Genomic DNA, 24440 nt, shown 5'->3' on the forward strand with positions numbered 1-24440 from the left:
GTGCATGCGCTGGGCAATCAATGAAGCTGCCTGTAGATTTGCTCAGCCAATGCCGTAGATATTCCCTCAACACTGGAAAGCTCTTCAATCGAGGCATTAGAAACGCCACGTAGTCCACCAAAACGAGCCAGTAATTTTTGACGGCGTTTTGCGCCAATCCCCTCAATTTCCTCCAACTGAGAAACCGTTCTGGCTTTTGCCCGCTTTGCACGCATTCCCGTAATCGCAAAGCGATGCGCCTCATCGCGGATTTGCGCTACCAACAGCAAGGCGGCACTATCAATGCCTAGCTCGAGCGACTTACGTCCATCAGCAAAGATCAGAGTCTCAAGACCTACCTTACGCCCCTCACCTTTAGCGACGCCCACAATCAATCCAATATCCATCCCGAACTCAGGGAGAACCTGCCTTGCCATCTCAACCTGCCCTTTACCACCGTCGATCAAAATCACTTGCGGCATCTTTTCAACAGGAAGCTCTTGGAAGTTCGCATAACGGCGTTGCAAGACCTGACGCATGGCTGCGTAGTCATCACCCGGGGTAATGTCATTGATATTGAAACGGCGATACTCACTAGGCTGCATCGCGTTTTTGGAATACACCACACAAGAAGCTTGCGTAGCTTCGCCAGAAGTGTGGCTAATATCAAAACATTCGATGCGAAATTGCTCAAGACTTTCTAATTCCAAAGCCAATACATCAGCCAATGCTCGTGCTCTTGCCAGTTGACCGCCCGTCTCTACCAAACGCTTTGCTATCGCAATCTTGGCATTGCCTTCAGCCATAGCTAGCCAATGCCGTCTCTGTCCTTGCGGCTGGTGAAGGAAGGTAATGCGCTTACCAGCTTGTGCATTAAGCAAATCGTGCAAACCCTCTGGAGCTGATTGCTCCGAAACATCCTCAGCACTCTCTTCTGGTGCCGCAATATCATCCACCAGCTTTTTCAGGGGATGATTCAGAATCAGCACTGGTGGAATTAAATTAGTTGTAGCTTCACCATCACCAGACTTCTCCTCCAGATAATGCTGAGCAATAAAGGCTTCGAGAATTTCTGCAGGTGGCGGCAGCTCTCCTGAACTTGAGCGCAAGCCTTTCGGGAAATAAGCGCGGTCACCCAAATGTCGACCACCTCGAATCATTGCCAAATTGACGCAGACCACTCCCTCCATTTGAGCGACGGCAATCACATCAACATCACCCTCGCCATCTGCAACAGCGTCCATTGATTGTTGCTGCAGGACACTAGAAAGATCTGCAATGCGATCCCTTAGTACTGCAGCCATTTCAAATTCCATCGCGTTGCTATATGCGTGCATTTTCTTTTCAAGCTCAGAAAGTACGCGACTATGATCACCTTCTAAAAACCGGGTTGCTTGGGCTACGTCCTGCCCATACTGCTCAACACTCAGACGCCCAACACAAGGCGCGCTACAGCGATGAATTTGATGCAATAAACAAGGACGGCTACGATTTTTAAATACAGAGTCCTCGCAAGTTCTCAGGCGAAAGACTTTCTGCAGAATCTGCACGCTATTGCGAACTGCCCATGAATTTGGGAATGGCCCAAAGTAGTTGTTACGCTTATCCGTTTTACCGCGATAGGAGGCCAAACGTGGAAACTGGTGTCCCGTCAACATCACATAGGGATAGGACTTATCATCTCGAAAGAGAATATTGAATGGGGGAGCCAACTCCTTAATGAGATTGTTCTCTAGAATGAGGGCTTCGGTTTCTGAGCGTGTTACTGTAGTTTCGTAGCGGGCAATTTTTCCCACCATCAGCTCTATTCGTGGTGAAAGCTGGGTTCGCTGAAAGTAACTAGATACACGCTTTTTGAGGTTGCGCGCTTTCCCGACATACAAAATATGTCCCGCCTCATCAAAGAAGCGATAGACTCCCGGCAGTCCGGGTAGCCGTTTAACATCCTGCTGAAGGGTTTCAAAAAGCGAATTGCTCATGCGTTGGGATATTTTCTGTCAAATCGTAGACAACTATGGTGATGCCGGTGTTTGCTGGCGTCTAGCAAGAAGCTTAACAAGTCTTCACGGCCAAGACGTGCGCATTTTCTGTGACGATCTGCCAACCCTTAATTTACTCGCTTCCGGAGTGAACCGGGAAATCAAAGATCGCATTGACATCCAACCCTGGGAAGCTAGCCATAACAATAGCCGGCATCCAGTAGAAACGCCTGATGTAGTCATTGAGGCATTTGGGTGCGACCTTCCCGAGCGCTATCTTGCGGGCCTGCTGATTGCTCCTAAAAAACCAATCATCATCAACTTAGAGTATTTAAGTGCAGAACCCTGGATTGTGGACTTTCATCAAAAGGCATCCCCACAGGCACACGGCATTCCGAAGTACTTCTTCTTCCCAGGCTTCCAGGAGAATGCGGGCGGCATTTTGATTGACCCAATACCTCAGGAGCAATCACTCACCGAGCAATTGATTCCGGACAGTTTAAAAGCGAGCTGGAGACTCCTGCGACCCAATACCAATCGCATCAGTGTTTTTTGCTACCCGGGAGTACCGCTACTGAAGTGGCTAGAAGATCTAGCGACATTAGATGAGAACTTTGACATCGTGTTGACGCATGGTCAACGTGAGCAATTGCAGTTCAGCTCTACCCACCCTACTCAGCCACTTTCCCTACCCGACTCCATTCAGTTAATCTCCATTCCGTTTGTTTCTCAAGATGAATACGATTGGGTGCTTTCACAATGTGACTTCAATATCGTTCGGGGTGAGGATTCTTTTGTCAGGGCACAGTTAGCTGGCAAGCCCTTCATTTGGCATATTTATCCGCAAGACGATGGTGCTCACAAAACCAAGTTGGCCGCCTTTTTAGACCTCTATCTTGAAGATGCATCACAAGAGCTTAAACACGCCGTAATAGCTGCAATGACTTGGGCAATGCCTAGCGAGTGGTATCAATCTATTGATGAATGGGGTGCCCATTCCAAGGCTTGGCGAGAGGATTTACTCGAAAAACAAGCTGATGGTGGCCTGGCTGCCCGTCTTATGAGGTTTGCAGCCTGATCTTGAGCAAAATCAGCCTGCGGGCGGTTACAATCTTGTTTTTGATAAAAACCGCAGAAAATCAGCTCTGCACCCAGGAATAGCAAGATGAAAACAGCACAAGAACTCCGCGTTGGTAACGTAGTAATGATCGGCACCGATGCCATGGTCGTTTTAAAAGCAGAATACAGCCGCTCAGGCCGCAACTCTTCAGTTGTAAAAATGAAATTTAAGAACTTGTTAACCGGCGCACCTAACGAAGGTGTTTACAAAGCTGATGACAAGTTCGATGTAGTGATCCTCGACAAGAAAGACTGCACCTACTCTTACTTCGCAGATCCAATGTATGTATTTATGGATGGTGACTATAACCAGTACGAAGTTGAAGCTGAATTCATGGGTGATGCATTGAACTACCTCGAAGAAAGCATGCCTTGCGAAGTAGTGTTCTACGAAGGTAAGGCACTCTCAGTAGCAATGCCTAACTCTTTGGTTCGTGAAATCATTTACACAGAGCCAGCAGTTAAAGGCGATACCAGCTCAGGCAAGGTATTGAAGACTGCAAAATTGGCTACTGGCTATGAATTGCAAGTTCCATTGTTCTGCAACACTGGCGACAAGATCGAGATTGATACTCGTACCGGTGAATATCGTAGCCGCGCTAACTAATTAGCTCACTCGATAGCAAAAAGCCCGGTTCGCCGGGCTTTTTTCTTTCCCAAGTACAAGTCATAATATCCAAACTATGACTAATACCAACCCCCCAGAAATCACCAGATTAAAGCCAGCCGATCTTCCTCAGCTGATTGACTGCGTTCGCCGCTGTTATGGTGAAAGCTATCCAAACAAGGTGATGTATGACATCAATCAATTAGAAGAAATTACCGAGAATAAGTTGATGCACTCAGTGGTAGCAAAACTCGGTAGCGGTCAAATCATTGGGCATTGCGCTCTTACATTTGATGGCACTCATAATGTTTCGCCTGAAGCCGGAAAGATGATGGTTGATCCAAATTTTAGAGGTCAGCATATCGCCGAAATCATGGCAAAGGAGCGAATTGAGATTGCCCAAGAACTTTCTTTGCCGGGGTTTTGGACTGAGTGCGTAACCAACCACCCATATAGCCAACATGAAATGATTACCTTTAACGCCAAAGAAACGGGTTTGTTTATTGGCGATACCCCAGCAACTATCTCTATGAAAGGTCTAGAAAATCATCCTGATACCCGGATGTCACTGCTAGCTTTTTATTTGCAGCTAAATGATCGCCCGCACACCATTTTTATGCCAGCCCAACATGCAGAGCATGCAAAATCATTGGTGCAGGATTTAAATATTCAACGCAATATTGTGAGCTCGAATATAGCGGCTAGCGGAACAACGACATTTCATACCGTTATCAATTCCAATATTCAAACAGCCAATATTGCAATCGATCGCATTGGTAGCGATTTAGTTGCTGCAGTCAAACATGAGCTCACTAAATTAGAAGCCCTCAATCTGGCATCTATTTATTTAGATATACCGATTGAACAAGAAGCGGCAGCCCATGCTTATCTTGAGCTAGAGAGTATTGGATTTTTCTGGGGATCCTGGATGCCAAATTTTTCAACTAAAGGTGACATGCTAAGACTGCAAAAGATATATCAGCCGGTCGATGTAGAAACCATTGTCTGCGCCAGAGAGCAAGGTTACAACATTAAAAAATTTGTTCTCGCCGAATGGGAAAGAGTTTCAAGGAAATAGAAACTCTATCCAATCAAATTCAGTTGCTGCAGCAAGGCTTTGGCATGTTGATATTGGGCTTCAGACTGCAACTCATCCCAGGTTGGAGCTGTGGCAGTTGGCATCAAGCGATTTAATCGAATAGCAGACTCTGCTTGTTTTGCTTTGGGGACTTTCAACTGGCTGAGCAATTGATCTGCAAGGTCCGGACGATTGCAAATCAATACAGCATCACATCCTGCTTCAAGCGCCATATCAGCGCCCTTCACTACAGAGCCGGCAACACTGGCACCTTCCATCGAAAGATCATCGCTAAAGATCACGCCTTCAAAGCCTAACTCTTGACGCAAAATAGAATGCAACCAAACCTTAGAAAAGCCTGCTGGGTTCTTATCTACTTTTGGATAGATCACATGGGCTGGCATGACTGCGGTCAAACTCAGATCCAACCACTCGTAAGGCTTAGCATCCTCATTCAGAATTTCTTTCAAAGGACGCTCATCCACCGGAATAGCTACATGAGAATCTGCCTCTGCCCAGCCATGTCCAGGGAAGTGTTTACCGCAGTTCGCCATACCTGCAAGACGCAGACCTTCATTCAGACTCTTAGATAATGCAAAAGTAATTTGTGGGTCACGGCTAAATGCACGATCTCCAATGACACCGCTACGACCAAAATCAAGATCCAGCACCGGAGTAAAGCTGAAGTTCACACCACAAGCACGCAACTCGGCAGCTAGGACATAACCACAAGCTGTTGCTGCTGCCATCGCAATAGCAGCCGACTCCGCGGGATATTTTGATTTATCCGTTGATTTAATTTTGGATCCCCAGAGTTCACCAAGCTTGCGCATAGCAGGCAAAGGGGTAAAGCCATCAGTCCTACAGCGCTGAACGCGTCCGCCTTCATGATCAATCGAGATCAGCACATCAGAGCGGAGTTTTTTAATTTCTGCAGTGAGTTTGGTGAGTTGCTTGCGACTACTAAAGTTTCTACCAAACAAAATTACACCGCCAGTCAGTGGATGCAAGATGCGACGACGATCTTCTGCATTTAACTCAAGGCCCACAACATCTAAAGTAATTGGGCCTGGGCTCATAGTCGACTTACTCATATTTTCCTCGGTATGTAGATGGTGTATTGCTGTTATTTATTACTGTGTTTATCTTTGCGTCACAATGACATGGGCAATTCCCATGTCTTGCTCATCACTGACCGTGACATGCGCTTCCCAGTTCTTTTCTTGCATAAATTGGGCCAGAGCACCTAAATAAGAAGTAACCGGCTTACCGCTGGGCTCATTTAAGGTTTGCAATGAGCGCCAAGTCATGGGCATTCTCATGCCCAGGCCAATTGCTTTGGAAAAAGCCTCTTTAGCAGCAAAGCGTGTTGCCAAGAAAGCAATGCCCCGCTTGTGATTCCTGGCTAAGCGATGCTTGAAAACTACCATCTCATCTGGCCCCAGGATTTTTTCAGCTAGGCGACCATTAGTACGATCGTAAGCAGCTTGAAGCCGCTCAATCTGCAAAATGTCTGTGCCAATACCGATGATCATATTTATATTACTTAGCTGATTCTGGTTTGGAAGCGTTAGCCCTGCCCTGATCCATCAGAGCCTTCATATCGGTAATTGCTTTTTGCCAACCCTTAAATAGGGCCTCGGCAACGATGGCGTGACCAATATTGAGTTCGGAGAGTTCGGTAATGGCAGCCATCGGCATCACATTACCCTCGTGTAAGCCATGACCTGCATTAACTCGCAAGCCAATACTTTTTCCAAACTGCGCTGCTGCTCTGATGCGCTCGAGCTCTTGCTTCTGTTGATCGCCAGCTAGGTCTGCGTAGCGACCAGTATGCAATTCCACAACGGTTGCACCAACATCTTTGGCAGCCTGAATTTGCTTTTCTTCTGGATCAATAAAAAGGGAAACCCGAATACCTGCAGCTTTTAACTGTGCAGTAGCTGCTTTGACTGCATCAAAGTGACCCAGCACATCCAAGCCACCCTCAGTAGTCACCTCTTCACGCTTTTCAGGAACCAAGCAAACATCATGCGGCTGAACACGACAGGCAATATTGATCATCTCCGGCGTCACGGCGCACTCCAAGTTCATACGCGTCTGGATTAAGGGGCGTAAGGCCATCAAATCCGCATCTTTAATATGGCGGCGATCTTCGCGTAAATGCAGGGTGATTAAATCAGCACCCGCCTCTTCAGCTAAACGGGCGGCCTTTAAAGGATCTGGGTAAACCGTGCCACGTGCATTACGCAAGGTGGCGACGTGATCGATATTGATGCCAAGCTCAAGCTTTGATTGGGTATTCATGAGCTTAGATTACTAGATTTTCTTCAGATCAATCAAAATCTGACGGGTGGTGAGCACTTGATCCTGAAGATGCAATCCCAATAAGAAGCGCATGAGCTGTTTACTCTCAGAAAGCGTCTCTTGATCAGAAAAGTCTCCCGCTGCAATAGCTAGCAGGGATTTGCCACTCAAGACCGGCCAGTGGCCTGGATCGTCCCCTTGAGCAGGCCTCACGCCACGCTCTGGCTGATAAACATATTGCTCATTCGAGATGGGGGCACTATTGGTTTCAACGCAGCGATCCAGCGCTGCAGCATAACCAGTTTCTTGTAAGAGTGTTAACTCAAAAGGACGCAGAATTTCTTCTAGACCCTTGGATTCAAATTCAAGATTAGATAAAGCGGAGATGGTATCGGTGTAATGATCGTAGAGTTTTTCGTAGTCATCCTCACGAGCCAGGAACTTGACGAGCAACTCATTGAGATAAAACCCGCAGAGTAAGGCATCGCCCACCAATGAAGGTGTACCGCCAACCCACTCTGACTTCGTTAAAGTGCGCAACTCGGACTTGCCACTCCATGAAACCAATAGAGGCTGAAAGCGCTGCAAAACTGGACGGAGGGTTGAGTGCGGACGCTTAGCGCCCTTAGCAATCAAGGCCATACGGCCATATTGCCGAGTAAAGACATCCAGAATTAAGCTGGTTTCCTTATAAGGAATGCTGTGCAATACAAAAGCAGGTTCGTCAGCAACACGAATGGAGGCCATGAATAATTACTCTAGACCTTGCGCCCGTAATTCAGCACGATCATCTGCCCAGCCACGCTTCACCTTGACCCAAGTCTCTAGGAACACCTTCCCATCAAAGAGCTTTTCCATATCAATACGGGCATCAGTAGAGATCTTCTTGAGTCGCTCACCCTTGGCGCCAATAATCATCGCCTTATGGCTATCACGATCAACCAAAATAGTGGCAGCGATACGGCGCATCTTGCCGTCCATCTTGAACTGATCAATGACTACTGTGCTGGTGTAAGGCAACTCTTCCCCGGTAAATCGGAAGACCTTCTCACGCAGGATCTCAGCAGCCAAGAAACGCTCGCTGCGATCAGTGATGGTATCGCCATCGAACACAGCCGGCGCCTCAGGCAAGTAGCCTTCAAGCACATCTAATAATCTTTCGACATCCCCAGGGCTTTTGGCACTCATCGGGACGATTTCAGCGAACTCACACTTCTGATCTTCATGGCCACCTAATTCACACCAAGGGCGGGCCATCTCTTTAATAAAGTTGAGTAATGCCTGATCCCGCTCAGAGGGAGTCTGAAAACGACTATTAAATAAATCCAGTTTATTTAATACCAAAACAACAGGTAGATCATCTGGCAGTAACTTCAAAACCTTCTTGTCATCCTCACCAAAGTAACCTGCTTCAACTACAAAGCAAGCTACGTTCACATCCTGCAATGCTGTGGTTACAGTACGGTTTAATGCCTTGTTGAGGGTATTCATTAAACGAGTCTGAAAGCCTGGCGTATCGATGAAGATGAACTGTGCCTCTTCACGATTCTGAATACCTAAAATACGGTGGCGCGTAGTCTGAGCTTTACGGGAGGTAATACTGATCTTCTGACCAACCAAAGCATTCAAGAGAGTCGATTTGCCCATATTGGGACGGCCAACAATGGCGATAGTGCCGCATCTAAACACGATTAGCCCTTCAGCTTAAGATTTAACTGTTCTTCGGTAGCTACTTTTTTTGCCGCTTTCTTTTTTGCTGACCGAGTCTTTTTAGGTTTACCCAATTCTTGTGGCAAAGCTTTTAGTGCGGCAATTAAGGCAATTTTCGCGGCTGCCTGCTCTGCTGCACGTCGAGATGCGCCTTCCCCCTTAACCGATACCTTGAGATTCGGTATTAAGCACTCAACCTCAAATTGCTGGTTATGTGCCGCACCACTTGTACCGGTCACGTTATAAGCAGGTAGCGGCAACTGATAACTCTGTAAACACTCTTGCAACAAAGTCTTATCGTCTTTACCCAAAGTCTTAGGATCAACGTTAGCCAAGATGATGGAATACAGCTTACGAAGACAGGTCTTAGCTGCGTCAAATCCACCATCCAAAAAGATTGCACCAGTGACTGCCTCAAGCGTATCCGCCAGAATAGATGGACGACGGAAGCCACCGCTCTTTAACTCGCCCTCGCCCAAGCGAAGGTAGTCCGATAAAGATAAGGTTTGAGCAATTTCATAGAGCGCTTGCTGCTTGACCAAGTTAGCTCGAACACGAGAAAGGTCACCCTCATCTAAATCGGAATAACGCTCATAGAGCATTTCAGCAACAACACAATTGAGGATGGAGTCACCTAAAAACTCCAGGCGCTCATTATTTTTCTTGCTATGGCTTCGATGCGTAAGAGCTTGATTCAGTAGCTCCAGCTTTTTAAATGTATAGCCCAGTTGCGCTTGCAGTGGTGCAGTTTCGATGACGGCGCGGGCATTCATAGCATTACTCGAAGCCGCCAATGCGACCAAGATCTCCGAGGTTCAACCAAACAAAGAATGCTTTACCTACGATATTTTTATCTGGTACAAATCCCCAGTAACGAGAATCTGCACTATTGTCTCGGTTATCGCCCATAGCAAAGTAATGGCCAGCAGGCACCTTGCAGGTAAGTCCAGCATTAATGTATTGGCAGTTTTCAAATCCAGGGAAACGTTCTGTAGGGAACATGCCAACAGGTCGATCAGGATGATTCAAGATCTCATGCTGGTTGCCGCCTAAGTCTGCAGGAAATGTTTCTGAAAAGCGCTTGGCATAACGCATATTTTCTGGGTCAAGGTAAGGCTCACCGCCACTGTATTGCAATGGCTGATTATTTACCGTTAAACGCTTATCTTGATAGGTAATAGTGTCACCAGGTATGGCCACTACGCGCTTAATGTAATCAATGGATTCATCGCGTGGATAGCGAAATACCACAACATCGCCACGTTTTGGAGATCCTAAATCAATCACCTTCTGATTGATTACTGGCAAACGAATACCGTAGGTAAATTTATTCACCAGAATAAAGTCACCAATTTGCAGGGTTGGGATCATCGAGCCCGATGGAATTTTGAATGGCTCTACAAGAAATGAGCGCAATACAAATACCGCGCAAATTACCGGGAAGAAGCCGGCCGTATATTCCAACCACAATGGCATGCGATCAATACCAGCCACACGTCTTTGCGGAGCAAAGTAGTAGCGGTCAGCAATCCAAGCGATACCTGAGACCACTACCAAGATAAAAAGGATGAGGGCAAAATTCATTAATCGTCCACCTGCAAAATAGCCAAGAAGGCTTCTTGTGGAATCTCCACGTTACCCACTTGCTTCATGCGCTTCTTACCTTCTTTTTGCTTCTCTAATAATTTGCGCTTACGAGAAATATCGCCGCCATAACACTTAGCCAATACGTTTTTACGTAAAGCCTTCACGTTTTCACGTGCAACAATATTGCTGCCGATCGCCGCCTGAATGGCGACATCAAACATCTGACGCGGAATAATGCCGCGCATCTTAGCAACCACTTCGCGCCCGCGATGCTGGCTATTGCTACGGTGAACGATTACCGACAGCGCATCAACGCGCTCGCTATTAATCAGGATGTCGACTTTAACCACATCAGCTGGACGATATTCTTTGAACTCGTAATCCATGGATGCATAGCCACGCGAGATGGATTTCATCTTGTCAAAGAAATCCAAAACAATCTCAGCCATGGGTAGCTCATAAGTGAGCTTCACCTGCCGGCCAAGGTAATTCATGTCCATCTGAATACCGCGCTTACCAACACATAGCGTAATGATCGAACCCACATACTCTTGTGGCATGTACAAATTAACCGTCACGATGGGCTCAAGAATCGTATTGATCTTGCTGGCCTCAGGCATCTTTGATGGGTTATCTACCGAAAGAATGGTGCCGTCAGACTGCTCCACTTGATACACCACCGTTGGTGCAGTAGTGATGAGGTTCATGCCGTACTGACGCTCTAAACGCTCTTGCACAATCTCCATATGGAGAAGACCCAAGAAGCCGCAGCGGAATCCAAAACCCAGTGCTTGTGAAACCTCAGGCTCATACAAGAGTGAAGCATCATTTAATTGCAGCTTCTCTAAAGACTCTCGGAGTTGATCGTATTCACTAGACTCAACCGGGTATAGACCTGCAAAGACCTGCGGCTTTACTTCTTTAAATCCAGGAAGCGGTTCTGTCGCAGGCACTCGACCTTGTTGTCCAGGGCTATGCGTAACCGTATCACCCACCTTGGCAGCTTTTAACTCTTTGATGCCAGCAATCACGAAACCTACCTGACCAGCAGATAACTCTGGGCGATCTACGGACTTTGGACTAAATACACCAACATGCTCGACCAAATGACTTGAGCCATTTGCCATCAAGGTAATTTTTTCTTTTGGCTTTAAGGTGCCGTTTACAACGCGCACCAGCATCACCACGCCAACGTAGTTATCAAACCAAGAATCAATGATCAAAGCCTGTAAAGGATCTGATGCATTACCCTTTGGTGGAGGTACGAGCGCAATCATTTCTTCAATGACATCCTGCACGCCTAATCCTGTCTTAGCAGAACAGGTCACTGCGTCTGATGCATCAATACCAATGACATCTTCAATTTCTTTTTTGGCACGCTCTGGATCTGCCTGCGGCAAATCAATCTTGTTGAGCACTGGCACAACTTCAACGCCCAACTCCAGCGCCATATAACAGTTAGCAACTGTTTGAGCCTCTACCCCTTGACTCGCATCCACCACCAGCAATGCGCCTTCGCATGCTGATAAGGAACGACTCACCTCATAGGAGAAGTCAACGTGTCCCGGTGTATCAATCAAATTGATGTTGTAAGTTTTACCGTCTTTGGATTTATAAGTCAGCGCTGCTGTTTGCGCCTTAATCGTGATCCCACGCTCACGCTCGATATCCATCGAGTCCAGAACTTGCGCTTCCATTTCACGATCAGAGAGACCACCGCAAAGCTGAATAATGCGATCAGCAAGCGTTGATTTGCCGTGATCAATATGGGCGATGATAGAAAAATTGCGGATTAAATCCATAGCGTCTTATTTGGTCTTCAAAAAACGCCTTGTCAGAACGCACCACAATGATGCGCTGCAAAAAGCCGTCTTAAAGTGATTGTAATGGGTGGCGCCAAAATAGCGCCAAACCCGTTTATTTCATCGAAAAACCCTGGTTTTGGCTTATTTTGACCTTACAGGAATAATCATGGTGCTATCAGCACGACGGACAAAAACTGGGACCGTCTTATTGGAATCCAAGGCCTTTACCAGCCCCTCAAACTGCTTTACTCCAGTGATGTCAGTATCCGCAATCCGAATGATCACATCCCCAGGACGCACTCCTGCACGCGCCAAAGGACCTTCGCCCAAACTGGTAACCTCAACGCCCCCACGGATATTAAGCTCTTTCTTCCTGCTATCTGAGAGCTCGGCAACTGCCACCCCAAGAGAATTGGCATTGCCACTAGATGGCCCAGATTTATCAGCCTTCTTCACAGCAGCAACAGCTTCAGTATCGGCTACAGTTACCATCAAGTCCCTAGAGCTTCCTTTACGCCAGACCTGCACTGTCGCACTAGTTCCGGGTTTGGTCTCCCCAACAGCTCTTGGCAGGTCGGTAGACTTTGCAATATCACGGCCATTGAAACTGAGGATCACATCCCCAGACTCAATCCCACCTGTAGCTGCCGGACCACCAGGCTCTACGTTCCGAACATAAGCACCGCGCGGTTTACCTAAACCTAAACTTTCAGCGATCTCTTTAGTCATCTCACCTAAAGCAACACCAATACGACCACGCGACATTTTTCCATTGGTACGCAATTGATCTGCAACCCGCATCGCCTCATCAATTGGGATGGCAAAGGAGATGCCCATGTATCCGCCAGAGCGACTAAAGATTTGCGAGTTAATGCCAATTACCTGTCCAGCTGTGTTTAACAAGGGGCCACCAGAGTTACCTGGATTGACCGCCACGTCAGTCTGAATGAAGGGTAAGTAATCACCAGTATCACGACTCTTGGCGGACACAATGCCTGCCGTCACCGTATTTTCCAAGCCAAACGGAGAACCAATGGCCAATACCCACTCACCCACTCTTACGCGAGAAGAATCGCCGAGTGGCAGCTTAGGCAAATCACGCGCATCAATTTTGACCACCGCCACATCGGTACGCTTATCCATACCCAATAATTTGGCCTTGTACTCACGCTTATCGGTCAAAGTCACATAAATGGTGTTCGCACCTTCAACCACGTGGGCATTTGTCAAAATCAAGCCATTAGACTCAATAATGAAACCGGAGCCTACGCCGCGATCAGCTTCTTGCGGCTTACCGGAGTTTGGTTGAGCCTGTTTAGGTCCGTTGGGCATTCCCGGGATAGGCACACCAAAAAAACGGCGAAAGAATTCCGCTTGATCCTCCGGCATTCCTGGGATACCACCCTGGGCTTGCTGCTGCATCACCTTTTCAGTAGTTCGAATATTGACCACTGCTGGACTGGCACGTTCCACCAAATCAGCAAAATCTGGAATAGAAACCCGCGGGCTCTGAGCAGAGGCCTGAGAAATAAATGCAAATTGCCCCAAGCTGAAGATAGCCAAGAGCGTAATAAGGTACTTTTTCATAATGCTATAGACCTGCTTGGTAAAAACCAACAAATGAAGAAACAAAGAAAGGAAAAAACCTAATATGTATATTAGGTCAGTTTGCCAAAAATCAAGGTACCGTTAGTACCCCCAAAGCCAAAGTTGTTTTTGACGGCATGGTCAATCTTCACATCACGAGCGGTATTGGCGCAGTAGTCCAAATCACACTCAGGATCTTGATTGAAGATGTTGATTGTCGGTGGAGACTTTTGATTGTGTAAAGCCAGAATAGTAAAGACAGACTCCAAGCCGCCAGCGCCACCCAGGAGGTGACCAGTCATTGACTTGGTGGAGTTAATCAAAGTCTTCTTGGCATGGTCGCCAAGAGCGGCTTTGATGGCACCGGTTTCATTCTTGTCACCCAAGGGTGTAGATGTGCCGTGTGCATTGATATATTGAATTTGATCTGGATTTAAACCTGCATCGCGCATGGCATTGACCATACAACGACGTGGACCATCCATATTTGGGGCAGTCATGTGGTACGCATCGCCACTCATACCAAAGCCCAAGAGCTCACAGTAGATTTTGGCGCCACGGGCTTTAGCGTGCTCGTACTCTTCTAACACAACAACACCAGCACCCTCACCTAGAACGAAACCATCACGATCCCTATCCCATGGACGAGAAGCAGTAGCAGGATCATCATTGCGAGTAGACAGAGCTCTCGCAGAAGCAAAACCACCAACACCCAATGCAGAAATCGTAGATTCAGCGCCACCAGCAACCATCACATCGGCATCGCCGTACTGAATTAAGCGAGCTGCTAAGCCAATGCTATGCAAGCCAGTAGTACAAGCCGTCACTGCAGCAACGTTTGGACCTTTGAGACCGAACAAGATGCTGAGATGACCAGAAATCATATTAATGATTGAACCTGGTACAAAGAATGGCGAGATGCGACGAGGTCCACGAGCCAACAACTCAGCGCCGGTCTCTTCAATCATCGGCAAACCACCGATGCCTGAACCAACCATAACGCCAACGCGCTCGGCGTTCTCTTCTGTTATCTGTAAACCACTGTCACGAATTGCTTGCGTACCAGCAGCGATGCCGTAATGGATAAAGGTATCCATATGACGCGCTTCTTTAGCAGAAACATATTCTTCGACATTGAAATCTTTCACCTCGCCGGCGAAATGCACGCTCAGCGGAGTGTGGTCAAACTTCGTGATGGTAGCAATGCCTGATTTACCCGCGAGCAAATTAGACCAAGCTACATCAACCGAGTTACCAACTGGTGAAATAAGGCCTAAGCCGGTAACTACAACCCGGCGGCGGCCATTTGATGCTGACACAGTAATAGCTTTTAACTAAGCTAGGGAATTAACCCTGAGCTTTTGACTGAGCAAAATCGATAGCGAGCTGAACAGTAGTAATTTTTTCAGCTTCTTCATCCGGAATTTCAATCCCGAATTCATCTTCCAAAGCCATTACCAATTCAACAGTGTCAAGAGAGTCTGCGCCCAAGTCATTCACAAAAGAAGATTCATTCTTGATCTCTGCTTCTGCGACGCCCAATTGCTCAGCGACGATCTTCTTAACGCGTTGTTCGATGTTATCCATTAATTCCCCCAAGGGTTGTAAAAAAACGATGAAAAGGATTTTATCAGCTTGGCGAGCTAAATTAGTAAATCCGCCCAAAAATGATCAAATTTCTGCCTTATTTTTAGGCTAAATAAAGGCCACCATTAACGTGTAAGGTGTTACCCGTAATGTATCCAGCGGCTGGAGAGGCTAAAAACGCCACTGCCTGAGCCACATCTTCGGGGCTACCTAGGCGAGCCAAAGGAATGTTCGCTTTTAGCGAATTTTGCTGCTCTTCGCTCAAAGCGCGGGTCATATCGGTATCAATAAAGCCAGGGGCTACACAGTTCACCGTGATATTACGGCTACCGATTTCGCGTGCCAAAGCACGAGTCATGCCAGAAACACCTGCTTTAGCAGCGGCGTAATTGACCTGTCCAGGGTTGCCCATATGGCCAACAATCGAGGTGATATTAATAATGCGGCCACCGCGAGCTTTCATCATGGGGCGCATTACCGCCTGTGACAAACGAAAAACAGCGCTTAAATTGGTATCGATTACATCGGTCCATTCGTCTGTTTTCATGCGCATGGCTAAGTTATCGCGGGTGATGCCTGCGTTATTCACCAAAATATTGATGCCGCCAAAATCCTTCACGATTAAATCAATGATGTCTTCGCAAGCCTTTGGATCAGTCACATTTAATACCTCGCCACGACCACCACTCGCTTGTAAACGCGTATTGATTGCTTTAGCGCCATCCTCAGACGTGGCAGTACCAATTACTTTGGCACCACATTTCACTAACTCATCTGCAATAGCCTGACCAATACCGCGCGATGCGCCCGTAACCAGTGCAATTTGTCCGCTTAAGTCGAGATTCATAATTATCTTCCGTTGTTTCTTCGTTATTTCTTTGTTATTTCTTTGTTATTGCGGGATCGTATTTTTACTTTACTGCAGCCAATGCCTCGTTGAGACTGACTTCATCAAAAATAGGTAATCCAATAACATTCTCATTGATACGCTTAGTCAGCCCAGCCAATACCTTGCCAGGACCACACTCAATCACTTGGGTGATGCCTTGTTGCGCCATGGCATTGATTATTTCTTGCCAGCGAACTGGCTTAGCAGCTTGACGCACTAAGGCATCCTTAATCGCCGCAGGATCATTGAGGACGTTCACATCAACGTTGTTGACCACAGAAATAGTAGGCACCTTAAATTCAATATCAGCCAAATAGCCTTTGAGTTTATCTGAAGCAGGCTGTAGTAATGATGAATGAAACGGTGCAGATACGGGTAATGGCAAAGCGCGTTTTGCGCCAGCTGCCTTGAGCAATTCGCAAGCCTTAGTCACTGCATCACTACCACCTGCAATAACCACTTGCCCTGGCGCATTGAAGTTCACCGCTTCCACGACACCACCAGATGCAGCAGCAGCTTCAGCGCAAACAGTTTTCACAATTGCATCATCCAAGCCCAAGATCGCAGCCATGCCGCCAGTACCAACTGGTACCGCTGTTTGCATTGCTTCAGCACGAAAGCGCACCAAAGGTACTGCATCTTTAAAAGAGATGACACCGGCAGCAACCAAGGCGGAGTACTCACCAAGGCTATGACCAGCCATCATCTGAGGAACCGCGCCACCAGAGGCCAACCAAGCGCGATAAAACGCGATCGCTGCAGTCAACATCACTGGTTGAGTATTGGTAGTTAAGGACAATGCTTCGGCAGGGCCCTCTGCAATGAGTTTTGCAATATCTTCACCTAAAGCTTCTGAAGCTTCTTGAAGGGTCGCACGCACTTCAGGGCGATCGGCAATCGTGTTGAGCATCCCCACTGATTGGGAACCTTGGCCAGGGAATACAAATGCAAATGTCATATGAATAATCGCTGAATAATAGTTATGAATGTATTTTTAGCTTTAGTGTTTTGCTTTAGTGCTTCGCTTTAGTATTTAATAACTGCCGCACCCCAAGCAAAGCCTCCGCCTACGCCCTCTAGCAAGAGGTGTTGACCGCGTTGAATTTGACTAGAGCGCACACCTGCATCTAAAGCAAGTGGAATTGATGCAGCGGAAGTATTGCCATGCTCATGGACAGTCACAATCACTTTATCCATTGACATGTTCATCTTGCGGGCCGTGCTCTCCATAATGCGAATATTGGCTTGATGGGGAACCAGCCAATCAATTTGTTCTGGCTTGAGATTGGCTTTTTCTAGCGCTTCATGAGCAACTTGCTCGAGTACTTTGACTGCCAACTTAAAGACTGCGGGACCATCCATAGTTAAGTAAGCAGAGCCATCTACACCGCCCTGCTTAGCACGCCCTGGTACGCACAGAATATCGCGTTGACTGCCGTCAGCATGTAAAGCGGTTGCCAAAATGCCGGGCTCTTTTGAAGCCTCGAGAACTACTGCCCCAGCACCATCACCAAACAAAACAGAAGTAGTGCGATCCTGGAAATCCAAAATACGGGAGAATGTTTCTGCGCCAAGAACTAAAACTTTTTTGTAAGTCCCCGTACGAATAAAGGCATCTGCAATCGCGAGAGCATAAGTAAATCCGGCACATACTGCCTGGACGTCAAATGCTGCGCAATTGGTATGCGCGCCTAATTTATCTTGCACTACGCAAGCTGTACTAGGAAAACCACCTAAATGATCTGGTGTAGAGGTTGCCAAAATAATCAGATCAAGATCTTCTGAAGTGCAAGCAGCAGCCTCTAATGCCGCTTGAGCAGCTTTGACCGCCAAGTCACTGGTGAGTTGATTATCTGCAGCAAAGTGACGTGCAGAAATTCCACTGCGAGACACAATCCATTCGTCGCTAGTCTCAAGACCAATCTTAGCTAAACGCTCAACAAGATCGTGATTCGTTAAACGCTGCTCCGGAAGATAGCTTCCAGTTCCCGCTATCCGTGAATAGGTACTCATGATTATTTTGTCTCCACCACAAACGCCTGAGCAATACGCTCTACCATGCGATTCTTTGCCGCTTCATATGCACGATCAAGTGCAAAACCAAATGCAAAACGATCTGCTGAGCCATGACTCTTGATGACGCAACCACGCAAGCCTAAGAGTACTGCTCCGTTGTAGCGACGATGATCTACACGCTTGCGAACACGCAAGAGCGGTACCATGGCACAGATCGCCATGAGCTTAGTAAGCCATGATCGATTAAATTCTTCTTTAATTAAACCACTCATCATCTTCGCCAAGCCTTCGCTTGCCTTGAGGACTACGTTACCAACAAATCCATCGCACACCACGATATCCGTAGTGCCTTTAAAAATATCATTACCTTCTACATTGCCATAAAAGTTTAAGTTGGTTTGGCGCAGCAACTCACTCGTCTGCTTTACCACCTCATTACCTTTAATCACTTCTTCACCAATATTCAGTAGACCGATTGAAGGGTTTTGTGTGCCATCAACCACTTGAACCATGACGTTCGCCATTTGTGCAAACTGCACTAAATGCATAGGCTCGCAATCTGCGTTAGCACCGAGATCCAGCATGGTGGTGCCGCGTCCTTTTTCATTGGGAATCGCAGTAGCAATCGCAGGACGATCAACACCATCAAGGGTTTTGAGAATGTAGCGAGAGATCGCCATCAAGGCGCCTGTATTGCCAGAGGAAATAATCGCGTCTGCTAGACCCTCTTTAACTTGCTCGATAGCGACGCGCATCGAAGAATCTTTTTTACGACGTAGTGCCACCTCGATGGGGTCATCCATCAAGACAACCTCGCTAGCGGGAATAATTTGAATGCGCTCCATTGGCGCTTTTGGAAATTTACTCAAAGCTTGCTTGAGCACTTCCGGATTGCCAACCAAGGCAATCTTCACATCAGCATGTTTTTCGAGAAAATCGCAACAAGCGGGAACCGTAACAACTGCTCCGTGATCTCCGCCCATGGCATCGATAGCAAGAGTGACACTCATAAAATCAGGTATTGCTGCAAGTGGTTTTATCCAAGAAAAAAGCGGCTTTAATGTGAGCCGCTTCTATCTTTTTAGACTAAAGAATTAGTCGTTTTTGGTTTTAACAACTTTACGACCACGGTAGTAGCCGTTTGGTGAAATGTGGTGGCGCAAATGAGCCTCACCAGTTGTGGCTTCAACAGCCGTAGCAGGTGCGGTCAAAAAGTCGTGCGCACGGTGCATGCCACGTTTGGATGGGGATTTTTTATTCTGTTGGACGGCCATATTGAACTCCTAAGCAAGGCGACATTCTAGCATGTAAATTGAGCTAAATGCTTGATTAATTGATAAAACAGGTTTGAAATGCAAGCCCTCAAATATTGGGTCAAATCAATTTTTCTTCATATTTTTCAATATGTTAAAGGGATTCTGAGGCTTTTCAGAGGCATCGGCAGACTCACCAGCCTCTCCAAATGAGGAGGCATGTGGCTGGCAAGCACCCTCTGGATGCTTTGGAATTAAAGGGAGGGAGAGGAGGATTTCATCCTCAATTAAGCCCAATAGATCAAAGTGCTGGCTTGCTACCAAAGGCTCCTGTTGGTCATCCTCCATAGGAAAGGCATCTGCTGCCTCCTCGGTAGCAACCAGGACAAATCGACTCTCCTGAGCCAAATCTAGGCAACAGTCCTGCAAACAGCTCTGACAGATAAGGTGAATCTGCCCTTTTACGGCCAATTCTAGAATTTGCTGAGACTCAGAGCCTGGAGAATCAGCAAAATGGGTCTTTACCTGCCATTGGAAGCCATCACCCGGCTCAACACTAGAAGCCTCTTGAGCCACCCGTGGCAAGGCTCCAATCTCCAGAAATCCAGCCCCTTGATAGGACTGAGGGGCGCAAAAATCGATCCGACTCAAAGCCTTGGGATCGGTGGATAGCTCAACTTGAGGTAAAACTTGATTACGATTCATGACATCAGTCTAAATGAAGGCTTCAGCGAAAGTACAAGTAGCAATGAGTAATTCTGCAAAAAAACTAATTCTGGCATCCACCTCGGTCTATCGTCGAGAGCTCTTGGAGCGCCTACGCATCCCTTTTGCTGTCATCTCACCCAAGGTTGATGAAACCCCTCTCCCTGGTGAAAGCACTGTGGATCTCGCCTTACGCTTAGCCAAAGCAAAAGCTACTGCAGTAGCCAAAGATCACCCCGAGGCCTGGGTCATTGGCTCTGATCAAGTGGCTGACCTTTGTGGTGCGGCAATTGGTAAACCAGGAAACTTTGAGCGCGCCATGGCGCAACTGCAACTGATGCGCGGCGCAACGGTGACTTTTCAAACAGCGCTATGCCTGATGCGTGGTGATGCAGAAACAACTGTCAATGTTCCTACGCAAGTGACCTTTCGCAAACTATCGGATGATGTTCTTGAGGCATACCTTCATGCCGAAGAACCCTATGACTGCGCTGGTAGCGCCAAATCTGAAGGCTTAGGAATCTCGCTCTTGGAATCCATTCAGAGCGATGATCCCACTGCATTAATTGGCCTGCCATTGATAGCGCTGAGCGGACTCTTGCGTGATGCGGGTTTTGTCATTCCAGCAAAAAAATGAATGAACTTAATTAAAAAGAAATTTAGCAAAGAGAAAAGAATTAAATAATGAGTTCAACCTTAGGCACCCTCTTTTTAATTCCCAATACTTTGGGTGATGATTCTCGCGTTGAACAATTACCGTGGGTGCTACCCAATGAAACCATTAGCCAAACTGCCAAACTCACCAACTGGATTGTTGAAGATGCAAAAACAGCCCGTGCGTTTTTAAAGGCAATCGATAGCGTTTCACCTTTAGCTTGCACCATTCAAGAAATGCAGATGAGCGAGTGGCGCGGTGTTGCACGCAATGCTAAGTATGGTGATGCCGTCAAACCAATGGACCTACTCAAACCCCTCATCGCCGGGAAAGATATGGGCCTCATGTCAGAGGCTGGCGTTCCGGGAGTTGCAGACCCGGGTGCAGAGCTTGTATTGGCAGCGCATAAGTTAGGCGCCAAAGTGAAACCCTTGGTTGGCCCAAGCTCTATTCTGTTAGGTCTGATGGCTAGTGGTTTAAATGGTCAGCGCTTTGCATTTCAAGGCTATGTTCCGCATGATGCGCAAGACCGCATTGCACGACTCAAGCAACTAGAAGTGGAATCTAGAAAACTACAGCAGACACAAATCTGGATTGAAACGCCATATCGCAATACCGCCATGCTGATGGCTTGTTTGAGCGCACTGTCACCGCAATCATTATTGTGTCTTGGCATGGATCTCAGCCTGCCAAGCGAGACCATTACAACGCTTTCGATTGCAGACTGGCGTAAGCGCTTCCCAAATGAAGCTGCCTGCGCCCCACTACAAAATAGGCCAGCAGTATTTCTATTGCTGGCCTAGGTGTTTGATCTACTACTTTGTTGATCTATCGTTTTTACTTCAGGTCTGGCGTCTTAATTAAAGCCTTGCCTGCCGCAGCGCCAACCTCAGCACCGAAACGTTTAGCAACACGCTCTGCGAAATTCTCTTTCATGGTGTAGTCCAGAATGTCTGGCGCTTTAAAGATATCGCGCGCTACAGTCTCTACCGTGCCATAGCCATCCACCAAACCAATTTTGATTGCTTGCTCGCCATTCCAAACGCGACCCGAGAACATTTCTGGAGTTTCTTTGAGACGATCGCCACGACCTGCTTTGACCACCTCAATAAATTGCTGATGAATTTCATCGATCATGGTTTTAATCATCTCCACTTGCTGTGGATTTTCTTTAGAGAACGGATCCATCATCCCCTTATTCGAACCTGCAGCAATCATGCGACGAGTTACGCCTAACTTATCCATCAAGCCAGTGAAACCAAAACCTTCCATGATCACGCCGATAGATCCGATCAAACTCGCCTTATCAACCAGAATTTGATCTCCCGCGACGGCCACATAGTAACCACCTGAGGCACAAATATCTTCCACAACGACATACAGTGGTTTAGCTGGATAGAGTTTGCGTAAGCGATGAATCTCATCATTCATCATGCCGGCCTGCACTGGAGAACCGCCAGGGCTATTAATACGCAGGACAACACCAACGCTATTCTCATTTTCGAATGCAGATGTGAGTGACGAGTTGATGTCTAAGGCATTTGCCATCGAGCTTGAGGAAATCTCCCCTTCGATCGTTACCAAAGCGGTGTGCTTCTCTGTACCCATACCGCGACCAGGTAGATTGAAATCAAATACTGCCAGCACTACGCCAATAAAGATGATCAGAGTGAGGATGCGAAAAACTGCTTTCCAGCGGCGCGCTTTACGAGTCTCTTTTAAATTCTCCAGCAATAAATGCTCAAGGGCTTGACGCTCCCAATTTTGATTCGCGTTTTCGGATTGATTTTGATCCATCTTTTTAATCCTTAATGACTAACTAGTTTTTAACAGTGAGATTGTTACTAAGCCATTGACTTAGCTGTGAGACATCATCCACATGAATTAATGATGGCGCCTCTTTTAAAGTGCTCGGAGGGTGTGCGCCATAAGTTACCGCTACCGCATCAACGCCTGCATTAGCCGCCATATCCAAATCATGGGTGGTATCACCAATCATCAACATCCGACGCATCGGAACTTGCATGACATCAGAAAGCTCCAAGAGCATTCCAGGATGGGGCTTTGAGAAAGACTCATCTGCAGTGCGTGTCTCATGGAACATCTGCTCTAACTGATGATGCTGTAGAGATCGATCCAAGCCCACGCGGGATTTGCCTGTGGCAACACCTAATAGGTAGCCATCCTCACGCAAGCGATGCAGTAGCTCACGAATGCCTGGGAATAAATCCAACTCGTGATCTTTAGCGAGATAGTGATAACGAAAGCGCTCAGTCAGCTTGGGGAAATGCGCTGGCTCAATCCACGGCACCGCTCTTCTGAGTGAATCCTGAATACCCAGACCAATGACTGAACTCGCAAGAGTGTCGTCCGGCTCCTTGAAACCCAAATCCCGACACGCCTGCTGAATACAGTTCACGATCGTCGGCGTGGAGTCCATGATGGTTCCATCCCAGTCCCACACGATCAAGTCATAACGTCTATCGGGTTTTTGCTCTTCAGGCATTGCTAGGCACTTCAAAGGTTTTCATCATGGCAGTAAATTCAGCAGGTAGTAGTGATTCAATGCGCATTTTCTCGCCAGTACGGGGATGCGTAAAGCCAGCCAAGTGGGCATGCAGATACAGACGTTTGGATTTCACAATCTTGTCTTGATCTTCAAAGCCATATTTATCATCACCCAAAATCGAGTGACCCAATTTTTGGAGATGTACGCGGATTTGGTGAGTACGTCCGGTTTTGAGCTGAGCCTCAGCCAAGGTGACTGCCGTATCTCCACGCTTCATTACTTTGGTAACACGCAAAGCGGTATGGCTTGGCAGACCATCTGGGTCAACGCGAACACGACGCTCACCGTTGGCCAATAGGTATTTATGTAATGCGAACTTCAGTTGCATAGTGCCCGCACCTTGAGCAATCTCGCCATGGGCTAGCAAGTAGTAACGCTTGTCTGTTTGACCCTCGCGGATCTGGCGATGTAATTCCACTAAAGCGCTGCGCTTTTTAGCCAAGAGCAGGACACCGGAGGTATCGCGATCCAAACGGTGTACCAATTCCAAAAATTTGAGCTCAGGGCGTGTAATACGCAAGGTCTCAATCACACCCAAGGCAATGCCTGAGCCACCATGGACTGCTAAACCTGCTGGCTTGTTCACTATTAATAGAGCCTCATCCTCAAACAAAATAGGCATTTTGTCGGAATAGCCCTGCGCCCGATTCTTAGTTTGGGCGGTATTGACTGCCGCCATTTGGGCAGGCTCCGCAATCCGAACTGGTGGAACTCTGACCACATCCCCCTCAACTAGTCGTGTAGTTGGTTCGGCCCTTTTCTTATTCACCCGAACCTCGCCAGAGCGAATAATCCGATAAACGTGGCTTTTAGGAACCCCCTTGGCCCAGCGTAAGAGATAGTTATCCAAGCGCTGGCCAGCCTCTTCTGGACCAATAGTCTGAAGATGAACAGCGGCCGGAGCACTGGTTTTTGCCTGCAAAGGCTTGGAAATGGGTTCGGATTTCATGATTTATCTCTCTTGCCACCCCGACGGAGGTCGACAAGGGACTTAACAATACCCCATTG

General features: G+C 47.3%; 26 protein-coding genes. 5 read left to right on the forward strand and 21 right to left on the reverse strand.

From position 1 onward, the window contains the following. Positions 1 to 17 precede the first annotated feature (17 nt). Entirely contained in the window at positions 18 to 1958 is a 1941-nt protein-coding gene (gene uvrC, locus A2X74_RS00940; RefSeq protein WP_293627496.1) for an excinuclease ABC subunit UvrC, read from the reverse strand. Here uvrC and earP point away from each other — a divergent pair. The 3 genes from earP (at position 1957) to A2X74_RS00955 (ending at position 4762) form a co-directional block, all read left to right on the forward strand. Then, the gene (gene earP, locus A2X74_RS00945) at positions 1957 to 3036 is read left to right on the forward strand and encodes an elongation factor P maturation arginine rhamnosyltransferase EarP (RefSeq protein ID WP_293627498.1); all 1080 of its coding nucleotides are present in this window, start codon (positions 1957 to 1959) and stop codon (positions 3034 to 3036) included. The genes uvrC and earP overlap by 2 nt on opposite strands. 87 nt (positions 3037 to 3123) lie before the next feature. Then, positions 3124 to 3684, forward strand: a complete 561-nt coding sequence (efp, locus tag A2X74_RS00950) for an elongation factor P (RefSeq protein ID WP_215301485.1) — start codon at positions 3124 to 3126, stop codon at positions 3682 to 3684. 76 nt (positions 3685 to 3760) lie between these two features. Continuing rightward, positions 3761 to 4762, forward strand: a complete 1002-nt coding sequence (locus A2X74_RS00955) for a GNAT family N-acetyltransferase (protein WP_293627500.1) — start codon at positions 3761 to 3763, stop codon at positions 4760 to 4762. Positions 4763 to 4767: 5 nt separating this feature from the next. Here A2X74_RS00955 and nagZ read toward each other — a convergent pair whose 3' ends face one another. From nagZ to A2X74_RS01040, 17 genes are all read right to left on the reverse strand, one after another. Beyond that, the gene (nagZ, locus tag A2X74_RS00960) at positions 4768 to 5856 is read right to left on the reverse strand and encodes a beta-N-acetylhexosaminidase (RefSeq protein ID WP_293627502.1); all 1089 of its coding nucleotides are present in this window, start codon (positions 5854 to 5856) and stop codon (positions 4768 to 4770) included. Positions 5857 to 5904: 48 nt separating this feature from the next. After that, positions 5905 to 6297, reverse strand: a complete 393-nt coding sequence (gene acpS, locus A2X74_RS00965) for a holo-ACP synthase (RefSeq protein WP_293627504.1) — start codon at positions 6295 to 6297, stop codon at positions 5905 to 5907. 7 nt (positions 6298 to 6304) lie between these two features. Continuing rightward, positions 6305 to 7069, reverse strand: coding sequence for a pyridoxine 5'-phosphate synthase (pdxJ, locus tag A2X74_RS00970; protein WP_293627506.1), 765 nt, complete (start codon positions 7067 to 7069; stop codon positions 6305 to 6307). A gap of 12 nt (positions 7070 to 7081) precedes the next feature. Then, positions 7082 to 7816, reverse strand: coding sequence for a DNA repair protein RecO (recO, locus tag A2X74_RS00975; RefSeq protein WP_293627508.1), 735 nt, complete (start codon positions 7814 to 7816; stop codon positions 7082 to 7084). Positions 7817 to 7822: 6 nt separating this feature from the next. Next, positions 7823 to 8758 (reverse strand): GTPase Era, encoded by a 936-nt coding sequence (gene era / locus A2X74_RS00980; RefSeq protein WP_293627510.1) that lies wholly within the window; start codon positions 8756 to 8758, stop codon positions 7823 to 7825. Between the two features lie 2 nt (positions 8759 to 8760). Continuing rightward, the gene (gene rnc, locus A2X74_RS00985; RefSeq protein WP_293627512.1) at positions 8761 to 9552 is read right to left on the reverse strand and encodes a ribonuclease III; all 792 of its coding nucleotides are present in this window, start codon (positions 9550 to 9552) and stop codon (positions 8761 to 8763) included. 4 nt (positions 9553 to 9556) lie between these two features. Beyond that, on the reverse strand, positions 9557 to 10363 hold the full coding sequence (gene lepB / locus A2X74_RS00990) for a signal peptidase I (RefSeq protein ID WP_293627514.1): 807 nt from the start codon (positions 10361 to 10363) through the stop codon (positions 9557 to 9559). Further along, positions 10363 to 12168, reverse strand: a complete 1806-nt coding sequence (gene lepA / locus A2X74_RS00995) for a translation elongation factor 4 (RefSeq protein ID WP_293627516.1) — start codon at positions 12166 to 12168, stop codon at positions 10363 to 10365. Before lepA ends, lepB begins: the two co-directional genes overlap by 1 nt. Before the next feature lie 144 nt (positions 12169 to 12312). Beyond that, the gene (locus A2X74_RS01000; RefSeq protein WP_293627518.1) at positions 12313 to 13758 is read right to left on the reverse strand and encodes a DegQ family serine endoprotease; all 1446 of its coding nucleotides are present in this window, start codon (positions 13756 to 13758) and stop codon (positions 12313 to 12315) included. A 71-nt stretch (positions 13759 to 13829) separates the two neighbouring features. After that, positions 13830 to 15077 (reverse strand): beta-ketoacyl-ACP synthase II, encoded by a 1248-nt coding sequence (gene fabF / locus A2X74_RS01005; RefSeq protein WP_293627520.1) that lies wholly within the window; start codon positions 15075 to 15077, stop codon positions 13830 to 13832. A 28-nt stretch (positions 15078 to 15105) separates the two neighbouring features. Then, positions 15106 to 15345 (reverse strand): acyl carrier protein, encoded by a 240-nt coding sequence (acpP, locus tag A2X74_RS01010; protein ID WP_046330561.1) that lies wholly within the window; start codon positions 15343 to 15345, stop codon positions 15106 to 15108. Between the two features lie 103 nt (positions 15346 to 15448). After that, positions 15449 to 16192 carry a 3-oxoacyl-ACP reductase FabG gene (gene fabG, locus A2X74_RS01015; RefSeq protein ID WP_293627524.1) on the reverse strand — a complete coding sequence of 248 codons (744 nt, stop codon included), beginning with the start codon at positions 16190 to 16192 and terminating at the stop codon, positions 15449 to 15451. Between the two features lie 64 nt (positions 16193 to 16256). Further along, positions 16257 to 17192 carry an ACP S-malonyltransferase gene (gene fabD / locus A2X74_RS01020; RefSeq protein WP_293627526.1) on the reverse strand — a complete coding sequence of 312 codons (936 nt, stop codon included), beginning with the start codon at positions 17190 to 17192 and terminating at the stop codon, positions 16257 to 16259. A gap of 68 nt (positions 17193 to 17260) precedes the next feature. Further along, on the reverse strand, positions 17261 to 18247 hold the full coding sequence (locus tag A2X74_RS01025; RefSeq protein WP_293627528.1) for a beta-ketoacyl-ACP synthase III: 987 nt from the start codon (positions 18245 to 18247) through the stop codon (positions 17261 to 17263). Between the two features lie 2 nt (positions 18248 to 18249). After that, positions 18250 to 19260 (reverse strand): phosphate acyltransferase PlsX, encoded by a 1011-nt coding sequence (plsX, locus tag A2X74_RS01030; protein ID WP_293627530.1) that lies wholly within the window; start codon positions 19258 to 19260, stop codon positions 18250 to 18252. Positions 19261 to 19344: 84 nt separating this feature from the next. Further along, entirely contained in the window at positions 19345 to 19524 is a 180-nt protein-coding gene (rpmF, locus tag A2X74_RS01035; RefSeq protein ID WP_011902241.1) for a 50S ribosomal protein L32, read from the reverse strand. A gap of 105 nt (positions 19525 to 19629) precedes the next feature. Next, positions 19630 to 20208: a DUF177 domain-containing protein gene (locus A2X74_RS01040; RefSeq protein WP_293627552.1), complete on the reverse strand. Its 579-nt coding sequence runs from the start codon at positions 20206 to 20208 to the stop codon at positions 19630 to 19632. 43 nt (positions 20209 to 20251) lie between these two features. Between A2X74_RS01040 and A2X74_RS01045 the strand changes: the two genes are divergently transcribed. Together A2X74_RS01045 and A2X74_RS01050 are read left to right on the forward strand one after the other, a co-directional pair. Further along, positions 20252 to 20845: a Maf family nucleotide pyrophosphatase gene (locus A2X74_RS01045; RefSeq protein WP_293627554.1), complete on the forward strand. Its 594-nt coding sequence runs from the start codon at positions 20252 to 20254 to the stop codon at positions 20843 to 20845. A gap of 47 nt (positions 20846 to 20892) precedes the next feature. Continuing rightward, positions 20893 to 21666, forward strand: a complete 774-nt coding sequence (locus A2X74_RS01050; RefSeq protein ID WP_293627556.1) for an SAM-dependent methyltransferase — start codon at positions 20893 to 20895, stop codon at positions 21664 to 21666. A gap of 34 nt (positions 21667 to 21700) precedes the next feature. On the opposite strand, the gene A2X74_RS01055 is transcribed toward A2X74_RS01050, so the two are convergent. From A2X74_RS01055 to A2X74_RS01065, 3 genes are read right to left on the reverse strand one after another with little or no spacing between them, the layout of a single operon-like run. Further along, positions 21701 to 22660: a S49 family peptidase gene (locus A2X74_RS01055; protein ID WP_293627558.1), complete on the reverse strand. Its 960-nt coding sequence runs from the start codon at positions 22658 to 22660 to the stop codon at positions 21701 to 21703. 22 nt (positions 22661 to 22682) lie between these two features. Beyond that, positions 22683 to 23369 carry an HAD-IIIA family hydrolase gene (locus tag A2X74_RS01060; protein WP_293627560.1) on the reverse strand — a complete coding sequence of 229 codons (687 nt, stop codon included), beginning with the start codon at positions 23367 to 23369 and terminating at the stop codon, positions 22683 to 22685. After that, positions 23362 to 24381 carry an RluA family pseudouridine synthase gene (locus tag A2X74_RS01065; RefSeq protein ID WP_293627562.1) on the reverse strand — a complete coding sequence of 340 codons (1020 nt, stop codon included), beginning with the start codon at positions 24379 to 24381 and terminating at the stop codon, positions 23362 to 23364. The genes A2X74_RS01060 and A2X74_RS01065 overlap by 8 nt, the downstream gene beginning before the upstream one ends. Positions 24382 to 24440: the final 59 nt, after the last annotated feature.

It is taken from the genome of Polynucleobacter sp. GWA2_45_21, assembly GCF_001830325.1.
GTDB lineage: Bacteria > Pseudomonadota > Gammaproteobacteria > Burkholderiales > Burkholderiaceae > Polynucleobacter.

Excerpts from the sequence above, each read along its gene's own strand:
- lepA (WP_293627516.1), bottom strand. The coding sequence starts at position 12,168 with ATGGATTTAATCCGCAATTTTTCTATCATCGCCCATATTGATCACGGC.
- A2X74_RS01050 (WP_293627556.1), top strand. The coding sequence starts at position 20,893 with ATGAGTTCAACCTTAGGCACCCTCTTTTTAATTCCCAATACTTTGGGT.
- nagZ (WP_293627502.1), bottom strand. The coding sequence starts at position 5,856 with ATGAGTAAGTCGACTATGAGCCCAGGCCCAATTACTTTAGATGTTGTG.
- acpS (WP_293627504.1), bottom strand. The coding sequence starts at position 6,297 with ATGATCATCGGTATTGGCACAGACATTTTGCAGATTGAGCGGCTTCAA.
- A2X74_RS01045 (WP_293627554.1), top strand. The coding sequence starts at position 20,252 with ATGAGTAATTCTGCAAAAAAACTAATTCTGGCATCCACCTCGGTCTAT.
- acpP (WP_046330561.1), bottom strand. The coding sequence starts at position 15,345 with ATGGATAACATCGAACAACGCGTTAAGAAGATCGTCGCTGAGCAATTG.
- rpmF (WP_011902241.1), bottom strand. The coding sequence starts at position 19,524 with ATGGCCGTCCAACAGAATAAAAAATCCCCATCCAAACGTGGCATGCAC.
- A2X74_RS01055 (WP_293627558.1), bottom strand. The coding sequence starts at position 22,660 with ATGGATCAAAATCAATCCGAAAACGCGAATCAAAATTGGGAGCGTCAA.
- uvrC (WP_293627496.1), bottom strand. The coding sequence starts at position 1,958 with ATGAGCAATTCGCTTTTTGAAACCCTTCAGCAGGATGTTAAACGGCTA.
- lepB (WP_293627514.1), bottom strand. The coding sequence starts at position 10,363 with ATGAATTTTGCCCTCATCCTTTTTATCTTGGTAGTGGTCTCAGGTATC.
- A2X74_RS01060 (WP_293627560.1), bottom strand. The coding sequence starts at position 23,369 with ATGCCTGAAGAGCAAAAACCCGATAGACGTTATGACTTGATCGTGTGG.
- A2X74_RS01065 (WP_293627562.1), bottom strand. The coding sequence starts at position 24,381 with ATGAAATCCGAACCCATTTCCAAGCCTTTGCAGGCAAAAACCAGTGCT.
- A2X74_RS01025 (WP_293627528.1), bottom strand. The coding sequence starts at position 18,247 with ATGAGTACCTATTCACGGATAGCGGGAACTGGAAGCTATCTTCCGGAG.
- pdxJ (WP_293627506.1), bottom strand. The coding sequence starts at position 7,069 with ATGAATACCCAATCAAAGCTTGAGCTTGGCATCAATATCGATCACGTC.
- fabG (WP_293627524.1), bottom strand. The coding sequence starts at position 16,192 with ATGAATCTCGACTTAAGCGGACAAATTGCACTGGTTACGGGCGCATCG.
- plsX (WP_293627530.1), bottom strand. The coding sequence starts at position 19,260 with ATGAGTGTCACTCTTGCTATCGATGCCATGGGCGGAGATCACGGAGCA.
- earP (WP_293627498.1), top strand. The coding sequence starts at position 1,957 with ATGCGTTGGGATATTTTCTGTCAAATCGTAGACAACTATGGTGATGCC.
- A2X74_RS01000 (WP_293627518.1), bottom strand. The coding sequence starts at position 13,758 with ATGAAAAAGTACCTTATTACGCTCTTGGCTATCTTCAGCTTGGGGCAA.
- rnc (WP_293627512.1), bottom strand. The coding sequence starts at position 9,552 with ATGAATGCCCGCGCCGTCATCGAAACTGCACCACTGCAAGCGCAACTG.
- A2X74_RS00955 (WP_293627500.1), top strand. The coding sequence starts at position 3,761 with ATGACTAATACCAACCCCCCAGAAATCACCAGATTAAAGCCAGCCGAT.
- fabD (WP_293627526.1), bottom strand. The coding sequence starts at position 17,192 with ATGACATTTGCATTTGTATTCCCTGGCCAAGGTTCCCAATCAGTGGGG.
- recO (WP_293627508.1), bottom strand. The coding sequence starts at position 7,816 with ATGGCCTCCATTCGTGTTGCTGACGAACCTGCTTTTGTATTGCACAGC.
- efp (WP_215301485.1), top strand. The coding sequence starts at position 3,124 with ATGAAAACAGCACAAGAACTCCGCGTTGGTAACGTAGTAATGATCGGC.
- A2X74_RS01040 (WP_293627552.1), bottom strand. The coding sequence starts at position 20,208 with ATGAATCGTAATCAAGTTTTACCTCAAGTTGAGCTATCCACCGATCCC.